The 20,350-nt window shown below is 32.8% G+C and carries 24 protein-coding genes; all 24 read right to left on the minus strand.

Going from position 1 to position 20,350, the window contains the following annotated elements:
- Positions 1-24: 24 nt before the first annotated feature.
- On the minus strand, positions 25-570 hold the full coding sequence (locus tag BUB33_RS06045; protein ID WP_072974776.1) for a hypothetical protein: 546 nt from the start codon (positions 568-570) through the stop codon (positions 25-27).
- 85 nt (positions 571-655) lie between these two features.
- The gene (locus tag BUB33_RS06050; protein ID WP_072974349.1) at positions 656-1,051 is read right to left on the minus strand and encodes a DUF4320 family protein; all 396 of its coding nucleotides are present in this window, start codon (positions 1,049-1,051) and stop codon (positions 656-658) included.
- An 11-nt stretch (positions 1,052-1,062) separates the two neighbouring features.
- Positions 1,063-1,935 carry a secretion protein F gene (locus tag BUB33_RS06055; RefSeq protein ID WP_072974351.1) on the minus strand — a complete coding sequence of 291 codons (873 nt, stop codon included), beginning with the start codon at positions 1,933-1,935 and terminating at the stop codon, positions 1,063-1,065.
- Positions 1,936-1,940: 5 nt separating this feature from the next.
- Positions 1,941-2,870 (minus strand): type II secretion system F family protein, encoded by a 930-nt coding sequence (locus tag BUB33_RS06060; protein WP_072974354.1) that lies wholly within the window; start codon positions 2,868-2,870, stop codon positions 1,941-1,943.
- On the minus strand, positions 2,867-4,450 hold the full coding sequence (locus BUB33_RS06065; RefSeq protein WP_072974356.1) for a CpaF/VirB11 family protein: 1,584 nt from the start codon (positions 4,448-4,450) through the stop codon (positions 2,867-2,869). Before BUB33_RS06065 ends, BUB33_RS06060 begins: the two co-directional genes overlap by 4 nt.
- Entirely contained in the window at positions 4,444-5,253 is an 810-nt protein-coding gene (locus BUB33_RS06070) for a CpaE/TadZ family protein (protein WP_072974359.1), read from the minus strand. Before BUB33_RS06070 ends, BUB33_RS06065 begins: the two co-directional genes overlap by 7 nt.
- 1 nt (position 5,254) lies before the next feature.
- Positions 5,255-6,082, minus strand: a complete 828-nt coding sequence (gene cpaB, locus BUB33_RS06075) for a Flp pilus assembly protein CpaB (RefSeq protein ID WP_072974361.1) — start codon at positions 6,080-6,082, stop codon at positions 5,255-5,257.
- Positions 6,083-6,094: 12 nt separating this feature from the next.
- Entirely contained in the window at positions 6,095-6,523 is a 429-nt protein-coding gene (locus tag BUB33_RS06080) for a prepilin peptidase (RefSeq protein WP_072974363.1), read from the minus strand.
- Positions 6,513-6,743: a DUF6133 family protein gene (locus BUB33_RS06085; protein ID WP_072974365.1), complete on the minus strand. Its 231-nt coding sequence runs from the start codon at positions 6,741-6,743 to the stop codon at positions 6,513-6,515. The genes BUB33_RS06080 and BUB33_RS06085 overlap by 11 nt, the downstream gene beginning before the upstream one ends.
- A 17-nt stretch (positions 6,744-6,760) precedes the next feature.
- Positions 6,761-10,285: an S-layer homology domain-containing protein gene (locus BUB33_RS06090; protein ID WP_072974367.1), complete on the minus strand. Its 3,525-nt coding sequence runs from the start codon at positions 10,283-10,285 to the stop codon at positions 6,761-6,763.
- Between the two features lie 17 nt (positions 10,286-10,302).
- Complete coding sequence (locus tag BUB33_RS06095; protein ID WP_072974370.1) at positions 10,303-10,524, minus strand: DUF6133 family protein; 222 nt, start codon at positions 10,522-10,524, stop codon at positions 10,303-10,305.
- A gap of 26 nt (positions 10,525-10,550) precedes the next feature.
- On the minus strand, positions 10,551-11,105 hold the full coding sequence (locus BUB33_RS06100) for a YodL domain-containing protein (RefSeq protein ID WP_072974372.1): 555 nt from the start codon (positions 11,103-11,105) through the stop codon (positions 10,551-10,553).
- A gap of 97 nt (positions 11,106-11,202) precedes the next feature.
- Positions 11,203-11,703, minus strand: a complete 501-nt coding sequence (locus tag BUB33_RS06105; protein WP_072974375.1) for a hypothetical protein — start codon at positions 11,701-11,703, stop codon at positions 11,203-11,205.
- An 18-nt stretch (positions 11,704-11,721) separates the two neighbouring features.
- Complete coding sequence (locus BUB33_RS06110) at positions 11,722-12,549, minus strand: DNA adenine methylase (protein WP_072974377.1); 828 nt, start codon at positions 12,547-12,549, stop codon at positions 11,722-11,724.
- A gap of 18 nt (positions 12,550-12,567) precedes the next feature.
- Positions 12,568-12,906, minus strand: coding sequence for an HTH domain-containing protein (locus tag BUB33_RS06115; protein ID WP_072974379.1), 339 nt, complete (start codon positions 12,904-12,906; stop codon positions 12,568-12,570).
- A gap of 126 nt (positions 12,907-13,032) precedes the next feature.
- Positions 13,033-13,317 carry a hypothetical protein gene (locus BUB33_RS06120; RefSeq protein WP_072974381.1) on the minus strand — a complete coding sequence of 95 codons (285 nt, stop codon included), beginning with the start codon at positions 13,315-13,317 and terminating at the stop codon, positions 13,033-13,035.
- 65 nt (positions 13,318-13,382) lie between these two features.
- Positions 13,383-14,402, minus strand: a complete 1,020-nt coding sequence (locus BUB33_RS06125) for a hypothetical protein (protein WP_072974383.1) — start codon at positions 14,400-14,402, stop codon at positions 13,383-13,385.
- Positions 14,399-14,692: a DUF4314 domain-containing protein gene (locus BUB33_RS06130; RefSeq protein ID WP_234949995.1), complete on the minus strand. Its 294-nt coding sequence runs from the start codon at positions 14,690-14,692 to the stop codon at positions 14,399-14,401. The genes BUB33_RS06125 and BUB33_RS06130 overlap by 4 nt, the downstream gene beginning before the upstream one ends.
- Entirely contained in the window at positions 14,685-16,358 is a 1,674-nt protein-coding gene (locus BUB33_RS06135) for an antirestriction protein ArdA (protein ID WP_072974386.1), read from the minus strand. Before BUB33_RS06135 ends, BUB33_RS06130 begins: the two co-directional genes overlap by 8 nt.
- Positions 16,359-16,372: 14 nt before the next feature.
- The gene (locus BUB33_RS06140; protein ID WP_072974388.1) at positions 16,373-17,062 is read right to left on the minus strand and encodes a hypothetical protein; all 690 of its coding nucleotides are present in this window, start codon (positions 17,060-17,062) and stop codon (positions 16,373-16,375) included.
- 237 nt (positions 17,063-17,299) lie between these two features.
- The gene (locus BUB33_RS06145; RefSeq protein ID WP_072974390.1) at positions 17,300-17,689 is read right to left on the minus strand and encodes a hypothetical protein; all 390 of its coding nucleotides are present in this window, start codon (positions 17,687-17,689) and stop codon (positions 17,300-17,302) included.
- 274 nt (positions 17,690-17,963) lie between these two features.
- Positions 17,964-19,331: a 23S rRNA (uracil(1939)-C(5))-methyltransferase RlmD gene (rlmD, locus tag BUB33_RS06150; RefSeq protein WP_234949996.1), complete on the minus strand. Its 1,368-nt coding sequence runs from the start codon at positions 19,329-19,331 to the stop codon at positions 17,964-17,966.
- Positions 19,332-19,468: 137 nt separating this feature from the next.
- Positions 19,469-19,789 carry a putative heavy metal-binding protein gene (locus BUB33_RS06155; RefSeq protein WP_072974394.1) on the minus strand — a complete coding sequence of 107 codons (321 nt, stop codon included), beginning with the start codon at positions 19,787-19,789 and terminating at the stop codon, positions 19,469-19,471.
- A gap of 21 nt (positions 19,790-19,810) precedes the next feature.
- The gene (locus tag BUB33_RS06160; RefSeq protein ID WP_072974396.1) at positions 19,811-20,341 is read right to left on the minus strand and encodes a TDE2712 family protein; all 531 of its coding nucleotides are present in this window, start codon (positions 20,339-20,341) and stop codon (positions 19,811-19,813) included.
- Positions 20,342-20,350 lie beyond the last annotated feature (9 nt).

Genomic DNA, 20,350 nt, shown 5'->3' on the forward strand with positions numbered 1-20,350 from the left:
TGTCTATTCATATTTTCTAAACTCTTAAAACTTAGGAGTATATCCTCCACTTGTCTTTATTCGTATCTTCATACTAGGAAGAAGTCTCCCCCCAAAGGATACTGGTACTTCAAGCATAATGGTGCAATTAACCTTAAATCTTGAACTTGCTATATCTTCTGTTCCAATAGGAGCATTCCTTATATCCACATCTAAGTCCCATATTCTAAACTCCATTTTATTATCTGATATAGTTTTTACATGGTATCCGCCACTTCGCTCTAAACCTAAAATTGTATCTAATCTATTATAAATATCTCCATAATCAAGGGATTCTTCAAAATCATCTGCTACTGGCTGATATCCTCCTGAATACCCTTCACGAACTCCATGATAGACATCATCATAGTTATCATTTACTGTAGAGATTACGGCATCTTGCACTGCATCACGAACACCTTGTGCTATAATCATCAATCTAAAATATTCGGATATACCTGTAATGATTATTACAAGGCACAAAGTTACAGCTACAATTAAAGGAAAGGAGCTTCCTCTTTTTTCTCTTAATATTTGTATGATCTTCTGCATCCTTTCACCTACTCTTCTCACTTTCTCTTACTCACTCCTACCTTCTCTTACTTTTACTACCTATTTAAACAGATATATCATCCACCTATTTCCAATATACTTCTGACTTCCCTGCAGCATCAGCTCGTAAAGTTATAGGGAAGGAACCAAAACCTCCAAACAGGCCAATATTAATTTCATAGGTAATAGTTACAGTTATCTCTTCATTTAACTGTATCTTTCCTGTTTTTAGCCACTTAACCGTTGGTGTAATTCCCATTTTATCTCTTAATAAGATTTCCCTATTTGTAGTTTCTGTCCCTACTCTTCCTGCAATCTCTGCCTCTCTTACAAGTTCTGTGGCAAAGGTGTCGATTTTTTGTTTTGCAATATAAGCTGGAAATACCTTGACGGCCAGAGCAATCATAAGCATAACACAAAGTACAAGAACAGCTACATCAATATATCCTTCTCCTTTATTAGACTTTAGTACCTTAAGCATACGAACACCTCCTAAAACAATCCGCTGAAAGAGTGGATGATTTCATAGATGATAATGGCTATATAGGTCATCATAAAACACATAAGCATTACAAAGGAGAACATTCTAATCTTAGGTGGTATCTTCATAGCTTCAGCTTTTAACCTTTGAAGTTCCAGCTGTTTCATATCATGGGAAAGCATTTGAAAATACATTGATCCATCATCTCCACGAAGAACACCAATTAACCCTCTAGTAATATCTGATAACATAGGTGAGTTTATCCTTGCTTCAAACCTTGTAAGGGCTGCCTCATAAGATGAGGATCGCATATCCGCAGTTAATATATCTAATTCATTTGCAAAATCCTCTCCTGCATTTTTCTTGAAATTTTCTAAAATGGATAATACATCTCTACTAGCCTTTAGCTCTTGGGTTATGGTTGCTACAAACCTTGGGAGTTCCCTTTCTATCTTTTCTCGCTTTTCTTTTAACTCTTCATCTGCTTTTCGTATCTCTCTAAAATATACAAGAATACTTAGAAATGCAATAATTGGTGTTAAGAGAGGTAATATCATAAGGCAAGGAATCACAACCAATGAAATTAAACCTGATTTAACTATAGCAGATGCCATATATTCTTCTGGGGTCATATTTATTCCAGAGGCATTCAGTGTATTTTTCATTCTATTTCTCTTATACTCATCAATTGGGATGTATTTTGCCAGCTTTACTGCCCATCCTAAAAGTAATATATCTATACTTTTTATCTTTTCTTTTCCTTGTTTTCCTGCGAATTGCATTGCCCTTTGTGTGGCAAGGCTTGGAAGTCTTAAGATATCAGCCATTATAAAAAACAGTCCAAGAGCAAGGAGTATTCCAAAGATAATAATTAGAAATGTCATTTTATCTACCTCCTGTACTCTATTGGTTGGGTTAATTTAATTACAAAAGCTGTGGATATAAATATGGCAGTAATACATATTGCAAGTACAATCTGCCCCATAACAGTATGCATTAATGTATGATACCAATCCTTGTTGAGGAAATATAAAAGAGGAATATTCCCAAGAACTAATATCTGCATAGTAATAAATTCTTTTCTTGGCTCAAACACCATATTTTCAAGTTCTCCATTTACCACTCGCATATCAGACAATTTACTTACTATGGGAGTTAATGTTGTCTTTAAACTTCTGTCGAACTGACAAGCAATTAAAGCACCACACCACTCCCTAAACACTGCATTGTCAATTCTTCCTTTCATCTCTTGCAAAGATGCTGTAATATCTGGATTTATAAGCTTTATCCTTGAAACAAATTCCCTGAATACAGATAGTACAGGAGGATTTAAATAATTCATATTTTCTTCTACAGCAGTTAGAATATCCTCATTTCTTAAATATGCCGTTGTAATAATACTAAGTGCTGTTTCAAGTTCAGCTGAAATAGCCTTTTTAAAATGAGTCTGTGTAATACGAACATGCCAAAATGGTATAAACATTAAGCCTATTGCCATTACTGGAACTAAGAAAAGATTCCCAAGGATAATTGCAATAGATCCTCCCATGGTAAAAAGTAAAAGAGATAAAGCACAAAGCATGGGGAACTTCTTCTCTCTTCCTGTTATTCTTAAAATCTCCTGAACCTCAATAATTTCACATCTGAAAAAGGATAACTTCTTTCGTTTAGTCGTTTCATTAATCTGATCTTTAATACTCTTAGGTTTGTTCATTAACCCTTTAAAGATATTATCTGTAAACTCCATTGGTGAGATATTAAACAAAATAAAAAAACCTGTAATCATTCCAATACAGGCCATTAACAAGATGGTACTCATAGACTTTGTCCCTCCTTCTTTTTAAGTTTTTTTATAGTATCAATTGGCATCCCATTTTCTAAAAACCTTTTTGATAAACTTTCAGAAATACTGTTAACCTGTTCATGATAACCTTTAATTGTAAACTCTCCATCTTCCATTCTATTTTCAGCAATAATGTACTGGAATAATGGTCTATAATTTCTCGTACCATCAGGTAAGATTTCACATTCCATAATCTCCATCAATTTTCTTTCCTTATTTTCAAGCTGCTTACAAAACACAACTATAGGGTAGGCCTCAGTTACATAGCCCATTAATGTTTCATCTGACATATCAACTGCCCTTTTACAAAGGGATACCATCCTTCTATAAGTTGCCTCGCATGAGTTTGAGTGGATAGTTGTAAGAACAGCTACCCCTGTCCTAGCTGCTTCCTGTGCTGCATTGGCCTCTGCCCCACGCATCTCCCCTACAACTATGATATCTGGATTAAATCGAAGAGACATATCAAGAAGTGTAATTTGATTTATCCTTTGCCTTTCGTTTTCGCTGTCACGGGTGATGGTATGAATAACAGAGTTAGCCACTCTTCCATCTTTTTCACGGACTAAAGATAGCTCTCGAGATCCATTTTCAATAGTAAATATTCGCTTATTATCTGGTATTGTAGTCAACAGCCAACCTGCAATAGTTGTTTTACCTGAGCTGGTTGCACCTGCTACACAAACAGAAATACCATAACGGATGCATTCTGATAAAAAATCGAGCATAGGATTTGTTGCTGTACCCCCATTAACAAAATCCTCTTTTTTCATGTTCTGAGGATTCACAATACGAATGGATGCTGCAATGCCTACATCTTCATCTACTAATGGGGTCTTTAGGACTGCTATACGAATATTTTTCGATAAATGTCCAAGGACTGCAGGGCTTGCATTATCAAGGACCATTCCAGATATATGGAGCATTCTCCTTATTACATTTATTGCATGCTCAGGTGAGTCAAAATGTTCATCTAACTTTTCACATCTTCCGTCTGAATACTGAATTTCAATATCATTCCACGAATTAATATCAATCTCTTCAATACCTTCTCCATGTATATACTTTGTTAAAAATCCAAACTCAGCCATTTCACTATAAAGAGCATCAATAAGTTCCTTGCCACTCATGCCTTTTACTGAGATTCGGCTGTCTTGTACATATTTGGATATATATCTTTTTAGATGTTCCTTGGATCCTTCTATTGTTTCATCAGTAATAAGGATAGAATAGTTATTTGAAATATATTCTTGAACATCTTTTAAGATTGTAGAAAAATCTTTACCATCTGATTCTGGGGTAAAAAATAGAGAGTGGGTTCTATTATCAGAGCCCAACTCCCTTTGAATTATCTTTGCTTTCTCTACTTCTGACACCTTATTTATTTCTTCTATTTCTTTCACTTCCTGAATTTCCAATACTTCTACTGCTAAATCTTCAGTAGTAGATATATCGCTCATTAGTTCATCTTTTACCGTATTTTCATTTACAAATGTTCCACTTTGTCGATTTTCTTCCTTTAGAAAAACAGATTTATCTCTTTTTTTACCTAACATCCAAACACCTCCCTTGCAATCTTTTCTATTTCTTTTCTAAATGCCCTGCTATCCTTCATGGATAAATTTGCAAATAGATTTCCTGCAAGGTATTGTTCTTCAAGTTCCTGTGAATGGGGTAGTTTAAAAGCCACACTTCCAAGGACTTGATTTATATATTCAATACCTTCCTGTGGCTTTAGATTTGATCCTATCTTATACTGTTTATCTGCATCCCATTTACTATCTCGAAGAAGAGGTAGTTGGCTGGATAAATAACTGATGCTTTTTAAATCACAATTGGCTAGTCTTAATACTGAATCTGATTCCATTAGGGCAACTGCAGATAAAATATCATTTGCAATATAACTGCCACAATCGATAATAACAAATGGTGCTATTTTCCTAAGATTATCAATCAGTTCTCGTGCTTGTATTTCTGTATATGGAGGATAGGTGTATTCATTTTCTCCCTTTAACATTCCTAAAATAGTCAGGTATGATAGTTTCTTATGGGTAATCATATTATGCTTCACAAGGGCCTCACTTACATGGGCTGCAGCAAGAATACTTCCCAATGACTTTTCATATTCAAGATCTGATGGAGGACAAATACAAGGGAGCATAGGTGCTGTCATATCACATAAAACCAATGCTACATTCTTTTTCTTATCTGCTAGATACTTGGTAACCTTTGTAGCTACAATTGTTTTTCCACTACCAGGACTTCCCCAAACAGCTAAAACTCCTCCATGAAGAACTTCTTCTTGTTCTTTTTCTTGTGTCCTTCGTGTGAATATACCTTTCTTTTTAAAGTTCAGCAATTTACTCCACCCCACCCTCTGTTGTTTCCTCAATCTTACTTTCCTCAACTTTATTTTCTTCAGGTACTTCCTCATCTGTTTTTTCCTGTTCTTCTCGTTCTTCTGAATAAAGTTCTTTGATTATCTCTTCCTGCATATCAATAAACTGCCTTGTATTTTCTGGTGTTCCTCTATAGACCAGTGATAAATGTGGCTTAGAATCTGACTCTAGTTCAGCAAGGATATTTCCTTGTTCTGGAGTCACAAGGAGAGTTACAGTTGATGGAAGTTCCCTTTCATCTTCTATTCCTTGTTCACCAGTGTTAGCATCATATCCTGATGAAGCAGTTACAGATATTACCTCAACATATTTAAGTTCTAATGGAATAACTGTTTCATCCTGCTTTCTATAATCAGGTGCAATAACAGATACAATATCTCCACTTTGAAGTTTTCCAGAAAGCCCATTAGCAAAGCTTTTTATGGTAATGGATATAGCTTGTTTACTTCCATCAAGATTATATAAATAGGCATTTTCTGCTGCTGGTATATCAGATAGCTTTGTATTTAAGATATAATCCCCTATTCCTAAATCTGATGTAGCATATTTTCCAATAACATTATCCTTTGTCCGAATTATATTTTCAGGTAAATTAAATCCTCCTACTTCCACAACTTGAACCATGTCCTTTGTAATTTCATCACCTACTTTAATTTCCTTTACCACCCTCATAATCTCAGTCTTTTGGCTCATCCCTTTATTAAATAATGGTGTAAGTCCAAAGCATATAAGAAGTGATAATAAGATACATATCACACCTATTACAGTTCTATTTTTTAAAAATCCCATATCATTTTCCTCCTAATTCATAAAATATATAATCATAAAACCTATCCCTAAAAAGGGAGCAAGTGGCATAGGTAGATTCCTAGCCACTTGCTTTTTCTTTATCTTAGAAATTAATATAAAGCACAAATAAAATAATACTAATAAACTAAGTCCTATTATTAACCCATATATTCCTTTCCAAAATCTAAGGACAATACCTGCCGAGGCAGTTAATTTAATATCACCTCCACCAATACTGTTTTCTTTTAATACTGCTCCTAATAGAAATGGGATAGTAATAATTATCCCAAACAGATTTAAAAAGCTAAATCTTAGCAGGCCTGTTAAGGCAATTAATATACAGATTGTGTCTGGTATCTCTCTTTTTTTAATATCTGTATAAGATGCTGCCATAAGCAGAAAAGAAAAAAGCATCCCTTGCAAGATGCTCTTAACCTGCATAGTTAAACATTTCTTTAATACGCTCTGTTAATGTTGGCATAACTACATCACCGAATAATAGATATAGTCCTGCTAGAAGTAATGCTCCTAAAACTACAGCAATAAGAATTTTCACTGCTGTGTCAATATATCCTTCTCCCCTATTATTGTTCATTGCTGTTTTTACAGCTATAGCTTTATTTGTTATAAAATTATTTGTTTTTTCAATTGTTCTTTCCATATTCATTTCCTCCTTATTTATTCAAAATGGTAACTTACAGAATAGGTAATGTTGGATTTATCGTACATACAATTGTGATTGGTATAATAATAAAACTCAAGCTTAGAGTACATACCAGCACTTAGAGTTCTGCTGAATGTGATACCATTGCTTGTAGTTTCATAATCAAGTTCATCCCATTGTTTTGTTTTTACATTGTATCCACGGACACGACCATAATCACTTCCACTATGTCCTGAAACAGGAGGAACAGTAAATGTATATTCAGTAATAGTTGCGCCTTCTAAACCATTTTCTAGAATCACTGAATCAGGACCAGTTAACATCATACCTCCACTGCCATTAGGATCAGCAACAAAGAATACAATGGCTGCCCATGGGGACTCTGCACCTGTGGAATCCACAGCCTTTACGCGAACCGTATTTTTTCCTAACGGGTAGACTTGTGTCTCAGCATTACGCCCTTCCCAAACATAGGTAATTGGATCATTATCTGCATCAGTACTCTTAGCTGTAATAGTTACCTTAGTACCAGGGGCAACACTATTTCCATTTGGTGTCCTAGTAATTACAGGAGTAGTTGGTGGTGAGTTTTTAATTGTAAAACTCTTCTCTACCCAAGGTGAATAAGCTCCTGCACTATCCTTGGCACGTACACGAATGGTGTGTGTTCCTACTGCATAATAGTTATCATTGGTTGTTCCTTCATATTCCAAGGTTGTTGCATCTCCATCTGGATCACTGGCTGTTGCCTTGATATCAACAAGAAATTTTCCATCTTTAACAGTTCTAGTAGGTGCGACAATTAATGTTACTGTTGGTGCAGTATTGGTAATAGTAATCTTTTCTTTATGAGTAAACACTCTTCCTTCACCATCTATAATTGTGGCTATAAGAGTAAATTCACCTGTATCTGATATTGAGATTTTCCCTCCTGTATTTGTAAGTTCACCATTGAAATTTGCTAACTCACCTATTTTTTCTAATGTCCACCTAACCTTATTAGTTCCAAGATTTTCAGAAACTGTCTTTACTTCAAAATCCCTGCCATAATGAATGGAATCAGGCATGGTAAAGCTATACTCTATAACAGGATTTATGGTTATTTCTTGACTATATGAAAAACTTCTCTCTAGGAAATCCGTCATCTTTGCAGTTAATATATAATCTCCATCTGTAAGGAAAGTAATTTTACCACCTTGTGCATTTAAACTGCCGGAAATTGCTTGTTCTTCAGATATAACTTCACCGTCTTTGGTAATACTCCATTCCACTGGAAGTACATTATTATTACCATAGGTCCTAATATTAATAATGCTATCTGTATAAGCTGATTGAGGAAGTTCAAATCCTATATCTAATACAGGAAGCACCTCGATTTTATCTCCTACTTCAAATAGAAATATTCTGCCAGTTTCATCGGTGATTCTAGCCACTAGTTCATAAACACCTGCTCTTTTAAATCTAATACTGCCTCCTGAATTATTTAGACTTCTCTCTACATAGGTTGACCAATCTTGAAAGCCATAGGTATTATCAACAAGCCATTCTATTTCTAGGTTATCTATCTCAGTACCATTTACATCTACATTAATATCACTGTCAGTATGAGCATATTTAGGTAATGTATAACTAACAGCTGGTACAAGGTAAACTTTAAAACTTTGCTCATAGTCATATATTCTCCCTCCATCATCAGTGAAGAAAGCCTTTAGAGTATATTCACCTTTATAAGGAAAAGTAACTATTCCTCCATTATTGGATAGATTTCCACTAACAAGATCTGAAAGTTCTACTTCTTTGCCATCCTTGATAAGTGACCACTCTGCATCACGATTTCCAATTTCCTCAAAGGTTGCTTCGAGCTTTATCTCATCATCTGTATGGAATATTTCAGGTAAATAAAAACCAGCAGAACCTACAGGATATACGGTAATGGACACCTTATCTGTAAATATTCTGCCAGTTTTGTCTATAGCTGAAAGAGTTAAATTGTATACACCTTTTCCCTTAAAACCTATAATACTATCTCCTAATGAAATATAACCTTCAATAAACTCTGAAACATTGACCTCTTCCCCATTCCTAGTAAGAGACCATATTAAATCCATATCATCAGTATTCTTTGTTTCTGTTTTTAAGGTAATGCTTTTATCTGTATGGGTTATATTATCAAGCTCTATCTTTATTTCTCCTACAGGATATATTTTAATTACATCACTTACTTTGATTTCTTTCCCCAATTCATCAGTTATAACAGCAGTTAGCTCGTATGTCCCTATGTTGTTAAATATTATTAAACCGCCTGTGTTTGTAAGCTCGCCTGTAAGTACAGTACTAAGGTCTATTTCAATATTGTCTTTTTTAAGTGACCATACTACAAGATTCTCTCCTAAGTTTTCGGTGGATAGATCAACATCTATTGTTGTATCTGTATGGGCTGTTTCAGGTAGTTTAAACTCAGCAGAAACTACTGGGTAAATATCTATGGTTTGTTCATGCTTAACCTCTTTCCCACGACTATTTACAGCTGTGGCTGTAAAGTTATAACTTCCAACAGATTTAATTTTAATAGTTCTCCCATCTGCCTTTAACTCTCCATCAATAACTGAAAGTAAATCTACAGGGATACCATCTTTACTAATTTCCCATGTTACTGACTTTACATTAGAGGCTTTAGGAATAATTTTTATTTCCTCATTAACATAAGCTGTAAGGGGAAGTTCAAAAGTATATTTTGGTGCTGGAACATAATTTGAACCATCACCTGAAGATGAGCTGTTTTCTGTATCCCTATCTCTATCTGGTTTGTTGTCCGTAGGCTTGTCAGTTGGTTTTGATGGTATAGTAGGATTTTCTTGCTCATTTTTATCTTTATCCTTAACTTTATCTTCCTCTATCTTTTCTTTGGCTTTCTCCTGCTTAATAAGCATTGTAAAGGCTTCAGCACGAGTAGATTCACCATTAGGACGAATGGTTCTGTCTGGGTAACCAGAAATGATGTTACATTGTTTTCCAAGACAAATATATTCAATTTCTTCTTTAGTCAGATTATCCTCATCAATAAATCCTGTATCACAAGAACAATCTAGATTATGATTTTCTTTTCCTATCGCTCTAACTAACATTTTAATTATTTCCATTCGACTAATAGGATTATTAGGTATATATAACTTACCATAGTCCTCCACTAGAATGATTCCTTCATAAACAAGTGATTCTATTTCCTTTTGGGCAAAATGTCCTATGATATCTTTAAATACCGGACCAACATTCTCTCTGTCTTTGGATTCAAGTTTCATAGTCCTTGCCAGAAGGGCTGAAAATTCTCCTCTTGTAATAATATTATCTGGATGAGATAGTCCATCAGGATATCCTTGAATAATCCCCCTCTCTGTAAGAAGATTAATTGTTTCCTCAGCCCAATGCCCTATACTATCTGAAAATATATGTTTTGCAGCATAGGCAGAACCTGTAAAATTAGTCATTAGTATACAAACTACTAAAAGAATATTAATTATTCTCTTTGATCTATATTTCATTATTACATTTCCTCCTTTTAACCTGCATAGTTAAACATTTCTCTAATTCTCTCATTTAAAGTTGGCATAACCACATCACCAAATAACATATATAATCCTGCTAGAAGTAATGCTCCTAATACAACAGAAATAAGAATTTTTACTGCTGTATCAATATATCCTTCACCACGATTATTACTTACTGCCAATTTCATAAATATAGCCTTTCTTGTAATAAATTCATTTGCCTTTTTAATCATATTGTTTCCCTCCAGTTTCTCATTTTTTAAATGCTCATATTCATTCCTTGATTTTGTTCTTTTTGTTCAAAATCAATTTCTTTAAAGCCAAATCGATCTACATAGTAAAATTCACTGCTATTGTCATCATAAAGCTCAATTACATCAGACATAGACAGTGAGTGACCAGTAAATCCATTGGGGTGGCATAGATTAAATTTCGTATATATTTCTTCTAAATCGTTGGTTTCAATTTTTCCTTCATAGGCAATCTTATAATTATCCTTATCAGGCTCTCCGAAGTTATCTTTTAATTCTTCATATCCTATAAATTTACGACCAGGGCATACATCAGTTTTTAATTGCCATATACGACAATCCTTTAAAACTATTGATACTTCATCACCAAAAGACATACTTCCCTTTGATAACTTTTCAAACACATCCTTTGTCCATATAGGACTTAATTTTCTTTGTTTAATCCAGTTTTCTAGTTCTTCACTTTTAAATATGGAATCTATAGTTGCCATTTCATTTTCGACATAACCTGCAGGATTTCCATAATAAAAAATACAGCCATTTTTTAGCTGAATTCCACTCATACTACACCTCCATTTATATATATTTCCCCCTCCCTTTTAAATTTTTATTATCATCTCCTCTCATAATCCTACTTTTTTAAGGTTATTTAATTAGGGGTTATTCATCTCCATAGACGATATTCTCCATTATTAGATTTTCTTCCAGTTCCCTAATACAGATTCCTGATATTTCAAAAATATCGATTACAAACTGTGGCACATCTGCTATATCATAGTCATAATCAGCTTGTATAACTACGACTTCACCACTGTCTTCTTCTGTATATGCACAAAGCTTTGCATCTATTGGGATTCCTGCTTCTTCTAAGAGATAATCAGGTACAACAATCTCATCATATTCTTCAAATCTTTCGCAATAAGAGCAGTCATAACATCTTCCGCAAACACCTGCAAGATGTTCTATTAACTCTTCAGATAGGTTCTTAAGTCCTTCAGCTAACTTTATAAGTTCCATTGCATTCATAGTTCCTTTCATTACTACAAATGCATTTTCCAATGTTTTTAATTCAATATCTTTACTGTCTAATAGATTAGAGACTTTTAGCACCTCAATTGGTATAATGATACTACTATTAGAATTTTCCTTTATAATTTCCATATAAATTTCCTCCTTATTTTAAAGTCCATTTTCTATTTCAAATAAGTTTATTTGTGAAGGATTATTTTCCTTCCTTTCCTGCATATCATAATTTGCTATAAGTATTTCTTGAAACTGAGCCCCGTTATCATAACGCTGTTTAATATTGTTAATACGGGTAAAGCTTTCAATCCGAATATTTGGTTCATCGTATAATTCTCTTATAAAGTCACAATCATTATAGGAAAGTAAGAACTTTCCCTCGATATTCATTAAAGTATCTCTTAGTCTGATATGATCCTTTTCTTGGAATCCACCTTCTCCTACATTTTTATAATATTTTTCTGTTTCATAATATGGCGGGTCTAAATAGAAAAAGCTGATAGGGCGATCATATTGCCTTATCAGCTTTTCAAAATCCTTATTTTCAATAACTACTTTACTAAGTTTTCTATGTGCTTGTTCGATTAAGGGGAAGTTGCTCCACATATCATGAGGCTGGCTCCCAAAACTGGTAAGTCCTGATGCATAGCTATATCGAATAAGCTGATAAAAATATGCTGCTTTTATTACATCACTTTCTATACTATCCCTTGCTAGTGCATTCTTTACTATGTCAAAATCCTCCCTTGAATTTAGTACAAAGTGCAGTGCCTCAATTAACTCATCTGGTTTCTCTCTTACACATCGATAGAGATTGGTCAAAAGTCCATTAAAATCGTTATATACTTCAAAATCATTGCCAGGCGATTTATGAAAAAGTACCCATCCTCCACCTCCGAACACTTCTATATATCGTTCATAATAAAATGGAAATACAGATACTATCAATTCTCTTAAAGCCTTTTTCCCTCCTATCCAACTCATAAAACTATTAATATTTCATCACCTCGTTTCACTGTCCTCATCAATTTCTAATCTCAATTGTCCACTTTCATCTGTAAACTCTCCTAATGCTTTTATTAAGCCATTCTTTGCTTTTGCAATTTCTCTGATTCTGCTGGTCATCTGATAAACACTATTCAGGACTTCATCTTTATCTGTGGCATAATAATAGCCATTTTCATCACTGCATATTGGGTTGCCGTCATTTCTTAATTGATTGACAATTTTTCTTACAGTTCTGCTGCTGATGGAAAATCTTCTTTGCAGATATGCACTAGATACTGCCTTTTCTTTTCCCTGATGATATTTCTTTATATATATTAAAAAATCATGTTCCACCTCCAAACCCTCCTTTAGCTATTAGTTTTAGGCAATAAAAAAAGGCCGACTGATATACTGTAAATACAGCAAACAATCGGCCTTAACTATTTTTAGGTATTAAAAAACACGGTTCTTACCGTGCTATTATAGAATACCTATTAATTTTAACAACTTGATACAATCTTTTATTCCTTCCATATAAATAAATTTTTGCATCTCCCCTTCTATAAAGTTGGATATCTCCTCATAGTCTTCAATCTGTCTTCTTACTTCTTTTGGAATATCTTTATTTTCATAAAGCTTTGTCCCTAATTCCTTTACCGTTTCAATACTTTCTTTTAATTCTTCATTTTCTTTGATTAATTCAAAATATGCTACTTCCAATCTTTCACATATTGCATCTTCTAGTATCTCCATGATATCTTCCACAGATGCCACCCCCTCAAGCACCAAAGCATACCACAAAAGATTCAATATATCTATTAGAATATTTATTATTCCATTGATAGGTTTATGCTATCTGGCTCTTTGCTGAATTCATAATAAAACTTCTCTTCATTTCTCTTAATAAATCCATGCTTACAAGGATCTAACTCTTTCTTTTCAATATCTACCTTTGCATATCTTACATAATCAAAATTATCTCCAAGTATGGAGTCTAGTTCTACTATGCCATCTCTTTCTGCCATGATCCTTCCGTACTTTTCTAAATTAGCACTCCTTGGAATAAAATCATAGCAATCTAGATTTTGAGAGATATCGAGGGCAAAATCGAGTCTTGTACAACCTTCAAGTTCCATTGCTGATTCTAAGTGTTCCATATAAAAATCTTTCCCTTGATCTTGTTCATCACAAGCATAGCCTAAATTATTGCCATCAATAATTAATTTCTCTATCGAATCATACTGATCTTGTAGTTCTGTAATATTTGAAAATATACACTTTGCATCTAATAAGTTGGCTTCTTTCCAATCATCTATACCTAGTACATCTAAGGCAATAGCTATCTCATCAGGTTCTAAAGTAGAAAATTCGTAATCAGCTAGATTTATCCATACCCCTTCAGGATTAGACTTACTTGACACCTTAAGCTTAACAGTCCAGTCTCCCCCTGTCATCTTATCTAAATTTGTGCCATCATAGATTTGCTTTATTGTATTTCTTTGAATTATATAGCCTTCATTTGTAAATGAGCCTTGGAAGTCTTCATGATATTCTCTTCCAAGCTTTTCTGTTTTAATAAATGGAAGTATTTCATCAGATGCATCCTCCTTATATTTTGCCACATATTCTCCGAGGGACTTTTCATCTGTAGCTTTATAATAAAAGTCAAAACTGCTTAACTGTTCAGTAAGATTAATCATATCTGTTGCAGTATATATTCCAATAATTTGAATTGCACCCTCTAAAACATATTGCTCTTTAACTGACATTTCATTAAATCGCCTATCCAGATAGGCTTTTTCTTCTTCTGTACCTTCAAGCCTTTTCCACATATAAATTAAATCTCTCATAAACTCATACCTCCCATGCCTTGGGACTGTTCTTTGGAATGTTCCTCTGATTCTTTGATTTCTTCTTGTGGTTTGGATAAAATTTTGAAATTATCTTCTCCATGAATAAGACCAAGGCCTCTGCCATTATCCCACTTCATGTGTATAGTTCCTATATCATCTACCAGAATTACCGTACCTTTAGTCCCTTTCTCAACTCCTTGCTGATCATCCATAGTTGAAAGCAATTCTATTCTTGTTCCTGCAGGGTACATCTTTTTAATTCTTTCTACTTGATTTCTATTATTCAAATTTCATCCCTCCCATTATTTGATTTTGATTTATTCCCATTTCTTCTGCTGTTTTAATAAACCAGCTCTTACTGCTATTCCAGAAACTAATATAAACATCTCCCATATCTGTACTTATTTCTCTTTGCTCAAAAGACTCACCCCAGCCATCTGCAGCCTGTCCAATCACATTTTCTTTTATCTTCCTAAGCTCTTTATTAGTTAAATCATCATTTAATATTAGTATTGCTACACCCATTAGTTCATCATCTACCATTTCAACAGAAAATTCATATTTAGCTACCTTCCCATTTACACTGTCATGTTCATCATAGTAATGCATAAGGTCTCTTTCTTTTTCTTCTGGAAGAGTATCTCTTTCTATGGCTTCAAGGATCTCATCAATATAATCAACTATTTCATAGTTTCCTAATTCCATTGGTTCATTTAAGGTTTCTCTATAGCCATAATCATTTTCAATATCATAGGTTGTAACAGTTAAGGGCATATATAATTTTAATGTCTTTAATTCTTTTTCTTCAGGAATCATTATTCCGAGATTTTCGAATAATACATTGGCAAGCTTTTGATTATATCCATGATAAATAATGTATCCTTTATTTGAAAATGCTCCATCTTCCTGTGCCATTTTTTCTCTGCCATATCTTTTAAAATCAATATATTCTTCAAGACTTGAATCATATTCAAAATGTCCCGAGTCACAAATCATATATCTTCCATAGCTTTCTACACTATGGATACCATCAAATAATTCAAATTCATACATAGAATCTGCTAGTGCAAAGATTTCTTCAACAGTTCGAGGTTTAACATAGTCCATAAGTTTTTCAAAATATTCTATATCATGGTTGCCTATTTCCTTATAGTACTTTGCTAATTTATTTAAGGTATCTATCTTAATTAATGGTGTTGTATCAGCAGAAATAATATTTATTATCCTATCTGAAAAGTTATGACTATCAATTGTAACTTCACAATCATGTAAGTAAGGAGTTTCTAATCTCATCAGTGCCTTTTCAATTCCAACATCAGAACAAGGAAGATAGATAAATTCATTCGCACCTTTTGCGGTCAGATGTATTGTTGCTACAGTTTCTTTCCAATGGTATGGGGGAAACTGCTTGCCATTATATATTTGCTCTGGTACATTTGAATTTTTATATAAGACTCCATAAGGAGTAATTCTAGAATTAGGATTGTTTTTTATTACCTCCATTGCAAAGGATCCACCATCAAGCTCTTCTAATTCTCTAGTTGCTACTGCTTGTTTTTCTAATAGATATAAATCTTTTCCTACAGTTTCCAGATTATTAAAGTCACTTACAAGGCTATAGCAATGAGTATTAAAGCTTAGATTGATTAACTCTGCTATTGTTTTCGAATTTTCTGCAAAGGTTGAAGCAAAAAACACTTTCCTTTCCTTTGTATCGAAACTATCCATCCTCTTAAATAAGAAATTTAATTCATCGATATTGCACTCTTTACCTTTTAAAACTTCATTCATATCTGAATCATAGACTACTTCTTCAATATAGCAGTTGGGAGCAGTTGAAGTTTCAAGCTCCAGCTGATTATATACATTGGATATTTCGCCTTCCTCATAAGGGAAATTAAACATAATTGACTCATCTTCTTTTCTATCGATTCTTTTTAACCTAATTAGCATACTTTTCCTCCATCCTACTTTTTAATTGAAAATACATCTGCACCATACTTTGCAATTAATGATGCATTGATTATTATCTTAAATGCAGTATCATCAATAAGTTCTTTATCTGCTATCTCACTAATTCTTATATATTCTTTTCCTGTCGATATAGTTTTTGCCGTTTGGTAAAGGGCATAGCCCTCTGTACTAATTTGTCTAAGATGTATCTGTGAAAAATCAAACCCATATAAACAGACTGCATTTTCTGAAATATTCCATAATACTTCATCAGCGGTTAGAAGAAATATTACAGCAAGGTAGTTCGCTGAATTTTCCCATACTTCAATATCCTGCTTATGGTGTACATGATAAAACCTTTTCTTATGTTTATGATTCAGAAATAGTTCTCCAGTAAATCTGCTGCTAAGTAATTTCAATCTATCTTTTAGGGAATAATTTTTTATTCTTCCAAAGCAATCTTTTATCAGATCTGTATATTCAATTTCATCCGCCTCTAGTTTTTCTTTGAAACAAAAACAATCATTAGGGTTACCTCTGCTTTTAACCTTTTCTACACAACCATTACAAATCTTAATACCTCCTTCACAATTAAAATGATTATTAATAACTATTCCACTTCTTCTTTGAGGGAAATTAGGTGCCAGCATCATTAGCTGCTCTATTCCTTCTAAGGATGTTCCATACATAAAATATCTTGACATTGTTCTCAGTCCTTTCTATTGGTTTATTGAAATAAAAAAGAGGCGAAGACTATCGATCATTAGTTGACCGAAGACTTCGCCTCTTTGGGTTTCTTTATTTAGTTTTAGATTTATATAAAATAAATGCATTAAGATTTCAATCCTAATGCATTTATTGTTTTCATTATTAAATTTTTATAAGCAATATTTAGATTATTTATGATGTCTAAATGAACAAAATTTAAATTATACGTCTTATTACTTTTCTTTTTTTAGAAATATAACATCGATAAAAGAGATACCAAAAGCTAAACCAATAGCATTAGAAAATGCTCTAAATAAATCTATATTTGAAGGTCTAAAAACATAGTCAAAAACATAGTTAACAGCTCCAAACAGGGCAAACAAGGCAATAAACTTAAATAGCCTTTTCCTTATTTCAACCCATTTTAGCCTTCTTGAATTTAGAATAGTAACGAAAGGAACATATAATATCATAAAGAAGGTAAAGAATAAATATCCCATCACGAATTTAAAAGCAAGGTTACTATCTATATCTTTATAAGCAATAAAGAGTGAAATTAGAGTTCCAGTTATAAATAAGGTATAAAGAGTTCTTGTTAAAACTAACACTGCATTCTTTTTCATTTTGTATCCCCTTTATTATAAAAATCATTACTGTATAAATTTATAGTTACAGTATTTATAAATTTAATACGCATTTTACTACTTATGTTCATCTATAGTATATAAATCATCCATCTATTTATCAAACTAATTTTGTTAATTATCATCTATCATAACTCTAATTATCCAATGTCATCTATAAAACACCCTATTTTCAATGGTCAAAAAACGGTGTTTTTCCTCCGATTTTTGACCCAATTTCAGTCCTCAAACCACTATATGTTGTGGTCAACTTCTACTTTTTGTCCTCCATGCCACAATACGTCATCAGAATTATACTCTCAACGTGCACCGTATGAGGAAACATATCCACTGGCTGTACTTCCTCCACCTTATATCCATTCTCCACTAAATACTTAACATCCCTTGCCATAGTAGTAGAATTACAGGATACATATACAACCTTCTCTGGATTTAGTTCTACTACTGCTTCTAATACTTCTTTTTCACAGCCTTTTCTTGGTGGATCTAAGACAACTTTATTCCCTTTAATCCCTTTCTTCATTAATTTAGGGAATACTTCTTCTGCTTTTCCTACTATAAACTCTGTATTATCTATATTATTCAATGCTGCATTTTCTTTAGCATCTTCTATAGCTTCTTTTACTATTTCTATTCCATATACTTTCTCAACATTGGAAGCTATATATACTGAAATAGTTCCTATTCCACAGTATAAATCATAGATAACATCCGATTTATCTGAATCTAAAAATTCTACAACTTTATTGTATAATACTTCCGCTTGAGTTCTATTTACTTGAAAGAAGGAATTAGGTGATAGATAAAACTTATAATCTCCTATATAATCCAAAAGTCTATCTTCTCCATAAAGTTTTCTATACTCTTTTCCATATGTAATTGATGAGTTTAATTTATTAATATTTTGGTAAATACTGATTACATCTTCTTCAATTAACATTTTTACTAATTCTTTTTCATTAGGTAATCTATTACTTCCAGTAACCAAAATTATCATAGCCTTATTATCTCTATTAACCCTTATACCAATATGACGGAGTATCCCTTTTTTATTTCTTTTATCATAGGCTTTGACATTATATTTATTCATCCAAATTCTAACTATGTTTATTACCCTATTTCCAATTTCAGGTTGAAGAATACTACTATCCATATCTACTATATCATTACTATTTACTTCATAAAATCCAATAACAGTTTTCCCATTTTCCTCTCCCACTGGTATTTGTACATGATTTCTATATCTAAAGGGATAAACCATACCAATGGTATCTTTTACTTCAACATCAGCTAATCCCCCTATTTTTTCAAGATCCATCTTCACCTTATTTTTCTTCCATTCTAACTGTTTAGAGTATTTATATTCAATAAGAGGTATCCCTCCCTTTGCCTCTATTATATTAAAATCTAATTTTATTCTATCTTTTGATGGTTCAATGATATTGACTAATGATCCTATGGCAAAGTTCTTTTTAATCTTATCTATTTTCCCTACTACTTCATCACCAATTACTCCTCCATTAACAAATACAGTAAAGTTGTCAATTTTTAATACTCCATTACCTTCATGGGTAAAATCAATTATTTTTCCTCTTACTATATCCCCTATATTAATCCCCATAACTTCCTCCATATCTATATTAAATTATTAAAATTAAGACACTATGAAAAAATAATATATCCATTATTAATCTGCTTTATCTTAAATATTATCCCATATAAAATATAAATACCCTTTTAATAAGGGTATTTATATAACTAATCTATAACTACTGCTGTACCTGAAGCCGTAACCATCAGCATATTTCCACCTTGACCTAATACCTCATAGTCAATATCTACTCCCACTACTGCATTAGCCCCCATTTCCATTGCTCTAGTTTCCATTTCTTTAATAGCTTCCTCACGAGCTTGTATAAGTTCTCCTTCATAGCTACCCGATCTTCCACCAAAAAAATTAGTTAAACTTGCAGCAAAGTCCTTGATAAAATCTACTCCAGCTATTACTTCTCCAAAAACTATACCCTTATATTCGACTATTCTTTTTCCTTCAATAGTTGGCGTTGTAGTGGTTATCATTTTTTATACCTCCTAGTTTTATTATTTCACTATCTCAAATAATTTTTCTTCTACATACTCCTTAAGTGGCTTCCCTGATATATTTACTTTAGTCTCATCCATAAAGTCTACCATTAATCTAAAGAAATTAATTACTAATTTATTTTCATCTATATAATATTCCGCTTCATGACCTGGTATAAATATTACTTCTAATTCTTCAAATTTTGTTTCTCCACTTAATTTTTCTTTTACATCGTCTAAGTTTAAAGTCTTTACAGGTTTAACCATATTATTCATGTTTCCTAAATCTTCTAACATCCACATATTGTTATTCCAAAACTTTCTTTCTTGTTTTGTTGAATTATTTAGAACTTCTCTATTTGATATTGCTGACAATACTTTTCTTACAGAATCCTCATTAAAATCTGAATTATATAGATATTTCATTTCTTCTTTATTTGCCAATTCTATAAAAAATGAATCTACTACCTTCTCTTTATCGGCAATGGATTGCCAAATAAAAAGCATCATCTCTACTGTATCAAAATTAATTTTTATTGTCTTTACCATTTAAATCGA

Origin of the sequence: Tissierella praeacuta DSM 18095 (genome assembly GCF_900128955.1) — a bacterium.
GTDB lineage: Bacteria > Bacillota > Clostridia > Tissierellales > Tissierellaceae > Tissierella > Tissierella praeacuta.

What these genes read in the sequence shown, in the direction of transcription:
- BUB33_RS06045 (WP_072974776.1), bottom strand. Translation starts at nt 570, where the DNA reads ATGCAGAAGATCATACAAATATTAAGAGAAAAAAGAGGAAGCTCCTTT.
- BUB33_RS06050 (WP_072974349.1), bottom strand. Translation starts at nt 1,051, where the DNA reads ATGCTTAAGGTACTAAAGTCTAATAAAGGAGAAGGATATATTGATGTA.
- BUB33_RS06055 (WP_072974351.1), bottom strand. Translation starts at nt 1,935, where the DNA reads ATGACATTTCTAATTATTATCTTTGGAATACTCCTTGCTCTTGGACTG.
- BUB33_RS06060 (WP_072974354.1), bottom strand. Translation starts at nt 2,870, where the DNA reads ATGAGTACCATCTTGTTAATGGCCTGTATTGGAATGATTACAGGTTTT.
- BUB33_RS06065 (WP_072974356.1), bottom strand. Translation starts at nt 4,450, where the DNA reads ATGTTAGGTAAAAAAAGAGATAAATCTGTTTTTCTAAAGGAAGAAAAT.
- cpaB (WP_072974361.1), bottom strand. Translation starts at nt 6,082, where the DNA reads ATGGGATTTTTAAAAAATAGAACTGTAATAGGTGTGATATGTATCTTA.
- BUB33_RS06080 (WP_072974363.1), bottom strand. Translation starts at nt 6,523, where the DNA reads ATGCAGGTTAAGAGCATCTTGCAAGGGATGCTTTTTTCTTTTCTGCTT.
- BUB33_RS06085 (WP_072974365.1), bottom strand. Translation starts at nt 6,743, where the DNA reads ATGGAAAGAACAATTGAAAAAACAAATAATTTTATAACAAATAAAGCT.
- BUB33_RS06090 (WP_072974367.1), bottom strand. Translation starts at nt 10,285, where the DNA reads ATGAAATATAGATCAAAGAGAATAATTAATATTCTTTTAGTAGTTTGT.
- BUB33_RS06095 (WP_072974370.1), bottom strand. Translation starts at nt 10,524, where the DNA reads ATGATTAAAAAGGCAAATGAATTTATTACAAGAAAGGCTATATTTATG.
- BUB33_RS06100 (WP_072974372.1), bottom strand. Translation starts at nt 11,105, where the DNA reads ATGAGTGGAATTCAGCTAAAAAATGGCTGTATTTTTTATTATGGAAAT.
- BUB33_RS06105 (WP_072974375.1), bottom strand. Translation starts at nt 11,703, where the DNA reads ATGGAAATTATAAAGGAAAATTCTAATAGTAGTATCATTATACCAATT.
- BUB33_RS06110 (WP_072974377.1), bottom strand. Translation starts at nt 12,549, where the DNA reads ATGAGTTGGATAGGAGGGAAAAAGGCTTTAAGAGAATTGATAGTATCT.
- BUB33_RS06125 (WP_072974383.1), bottom strand. Translation starts at nt 14,402, where the DNA reads ATGAGAGATTTAATTTATATGTGGAAAAGGCTTGAAGGTACAGAAGAA.
- BUB33_RS06135 (WP_072974386.1), bottom strand. Translation starts at nt 16,358, where the DNA reads ATGCTAATTAGGTTAAAAAGAATCGATAGAAAAGAAGATGAGTCAATT.
- BUB33_RS06140 (WP_072974388.1), bottom strand. Translation starts at nt 17,062, where the DNA reads ATGTCAAGATATTTTATGTATGGAACATCCTTAGAAGGAATAGAGCAG.
- BUB33_RS06145 (WP_072974390.1), bottom strand. Translation starts at nt 17,689, where the DNA reads ATGAAAAAGAATGCAGTGTTAGTTTTAACAAGAACTCTTTATACCTTA.
- rlmD (WP_234949996.1), bottom strand. Translation starts at nt 19,331, where the DNA reads ATGGGGATTAATATAGGGGATATAGTAAGAGGAAAAATAATTGATTTT.
- BUB33_RS06155 (WP_072974394.1), bottom strand. Translation starts at nt 19,789, where the DNA reads ATGATAACCACTACAACGCCAACTATTGAAGGAAAAAGAATAGTCGAA.
- BUB33_RS06160 (WP_072974396.1), bottom strand. Translation starts at nt 20,341, where the DNA reads ATGGTAAAGACAATAAAAATTAATTTTGATACAGTAGAGATGATGCTT.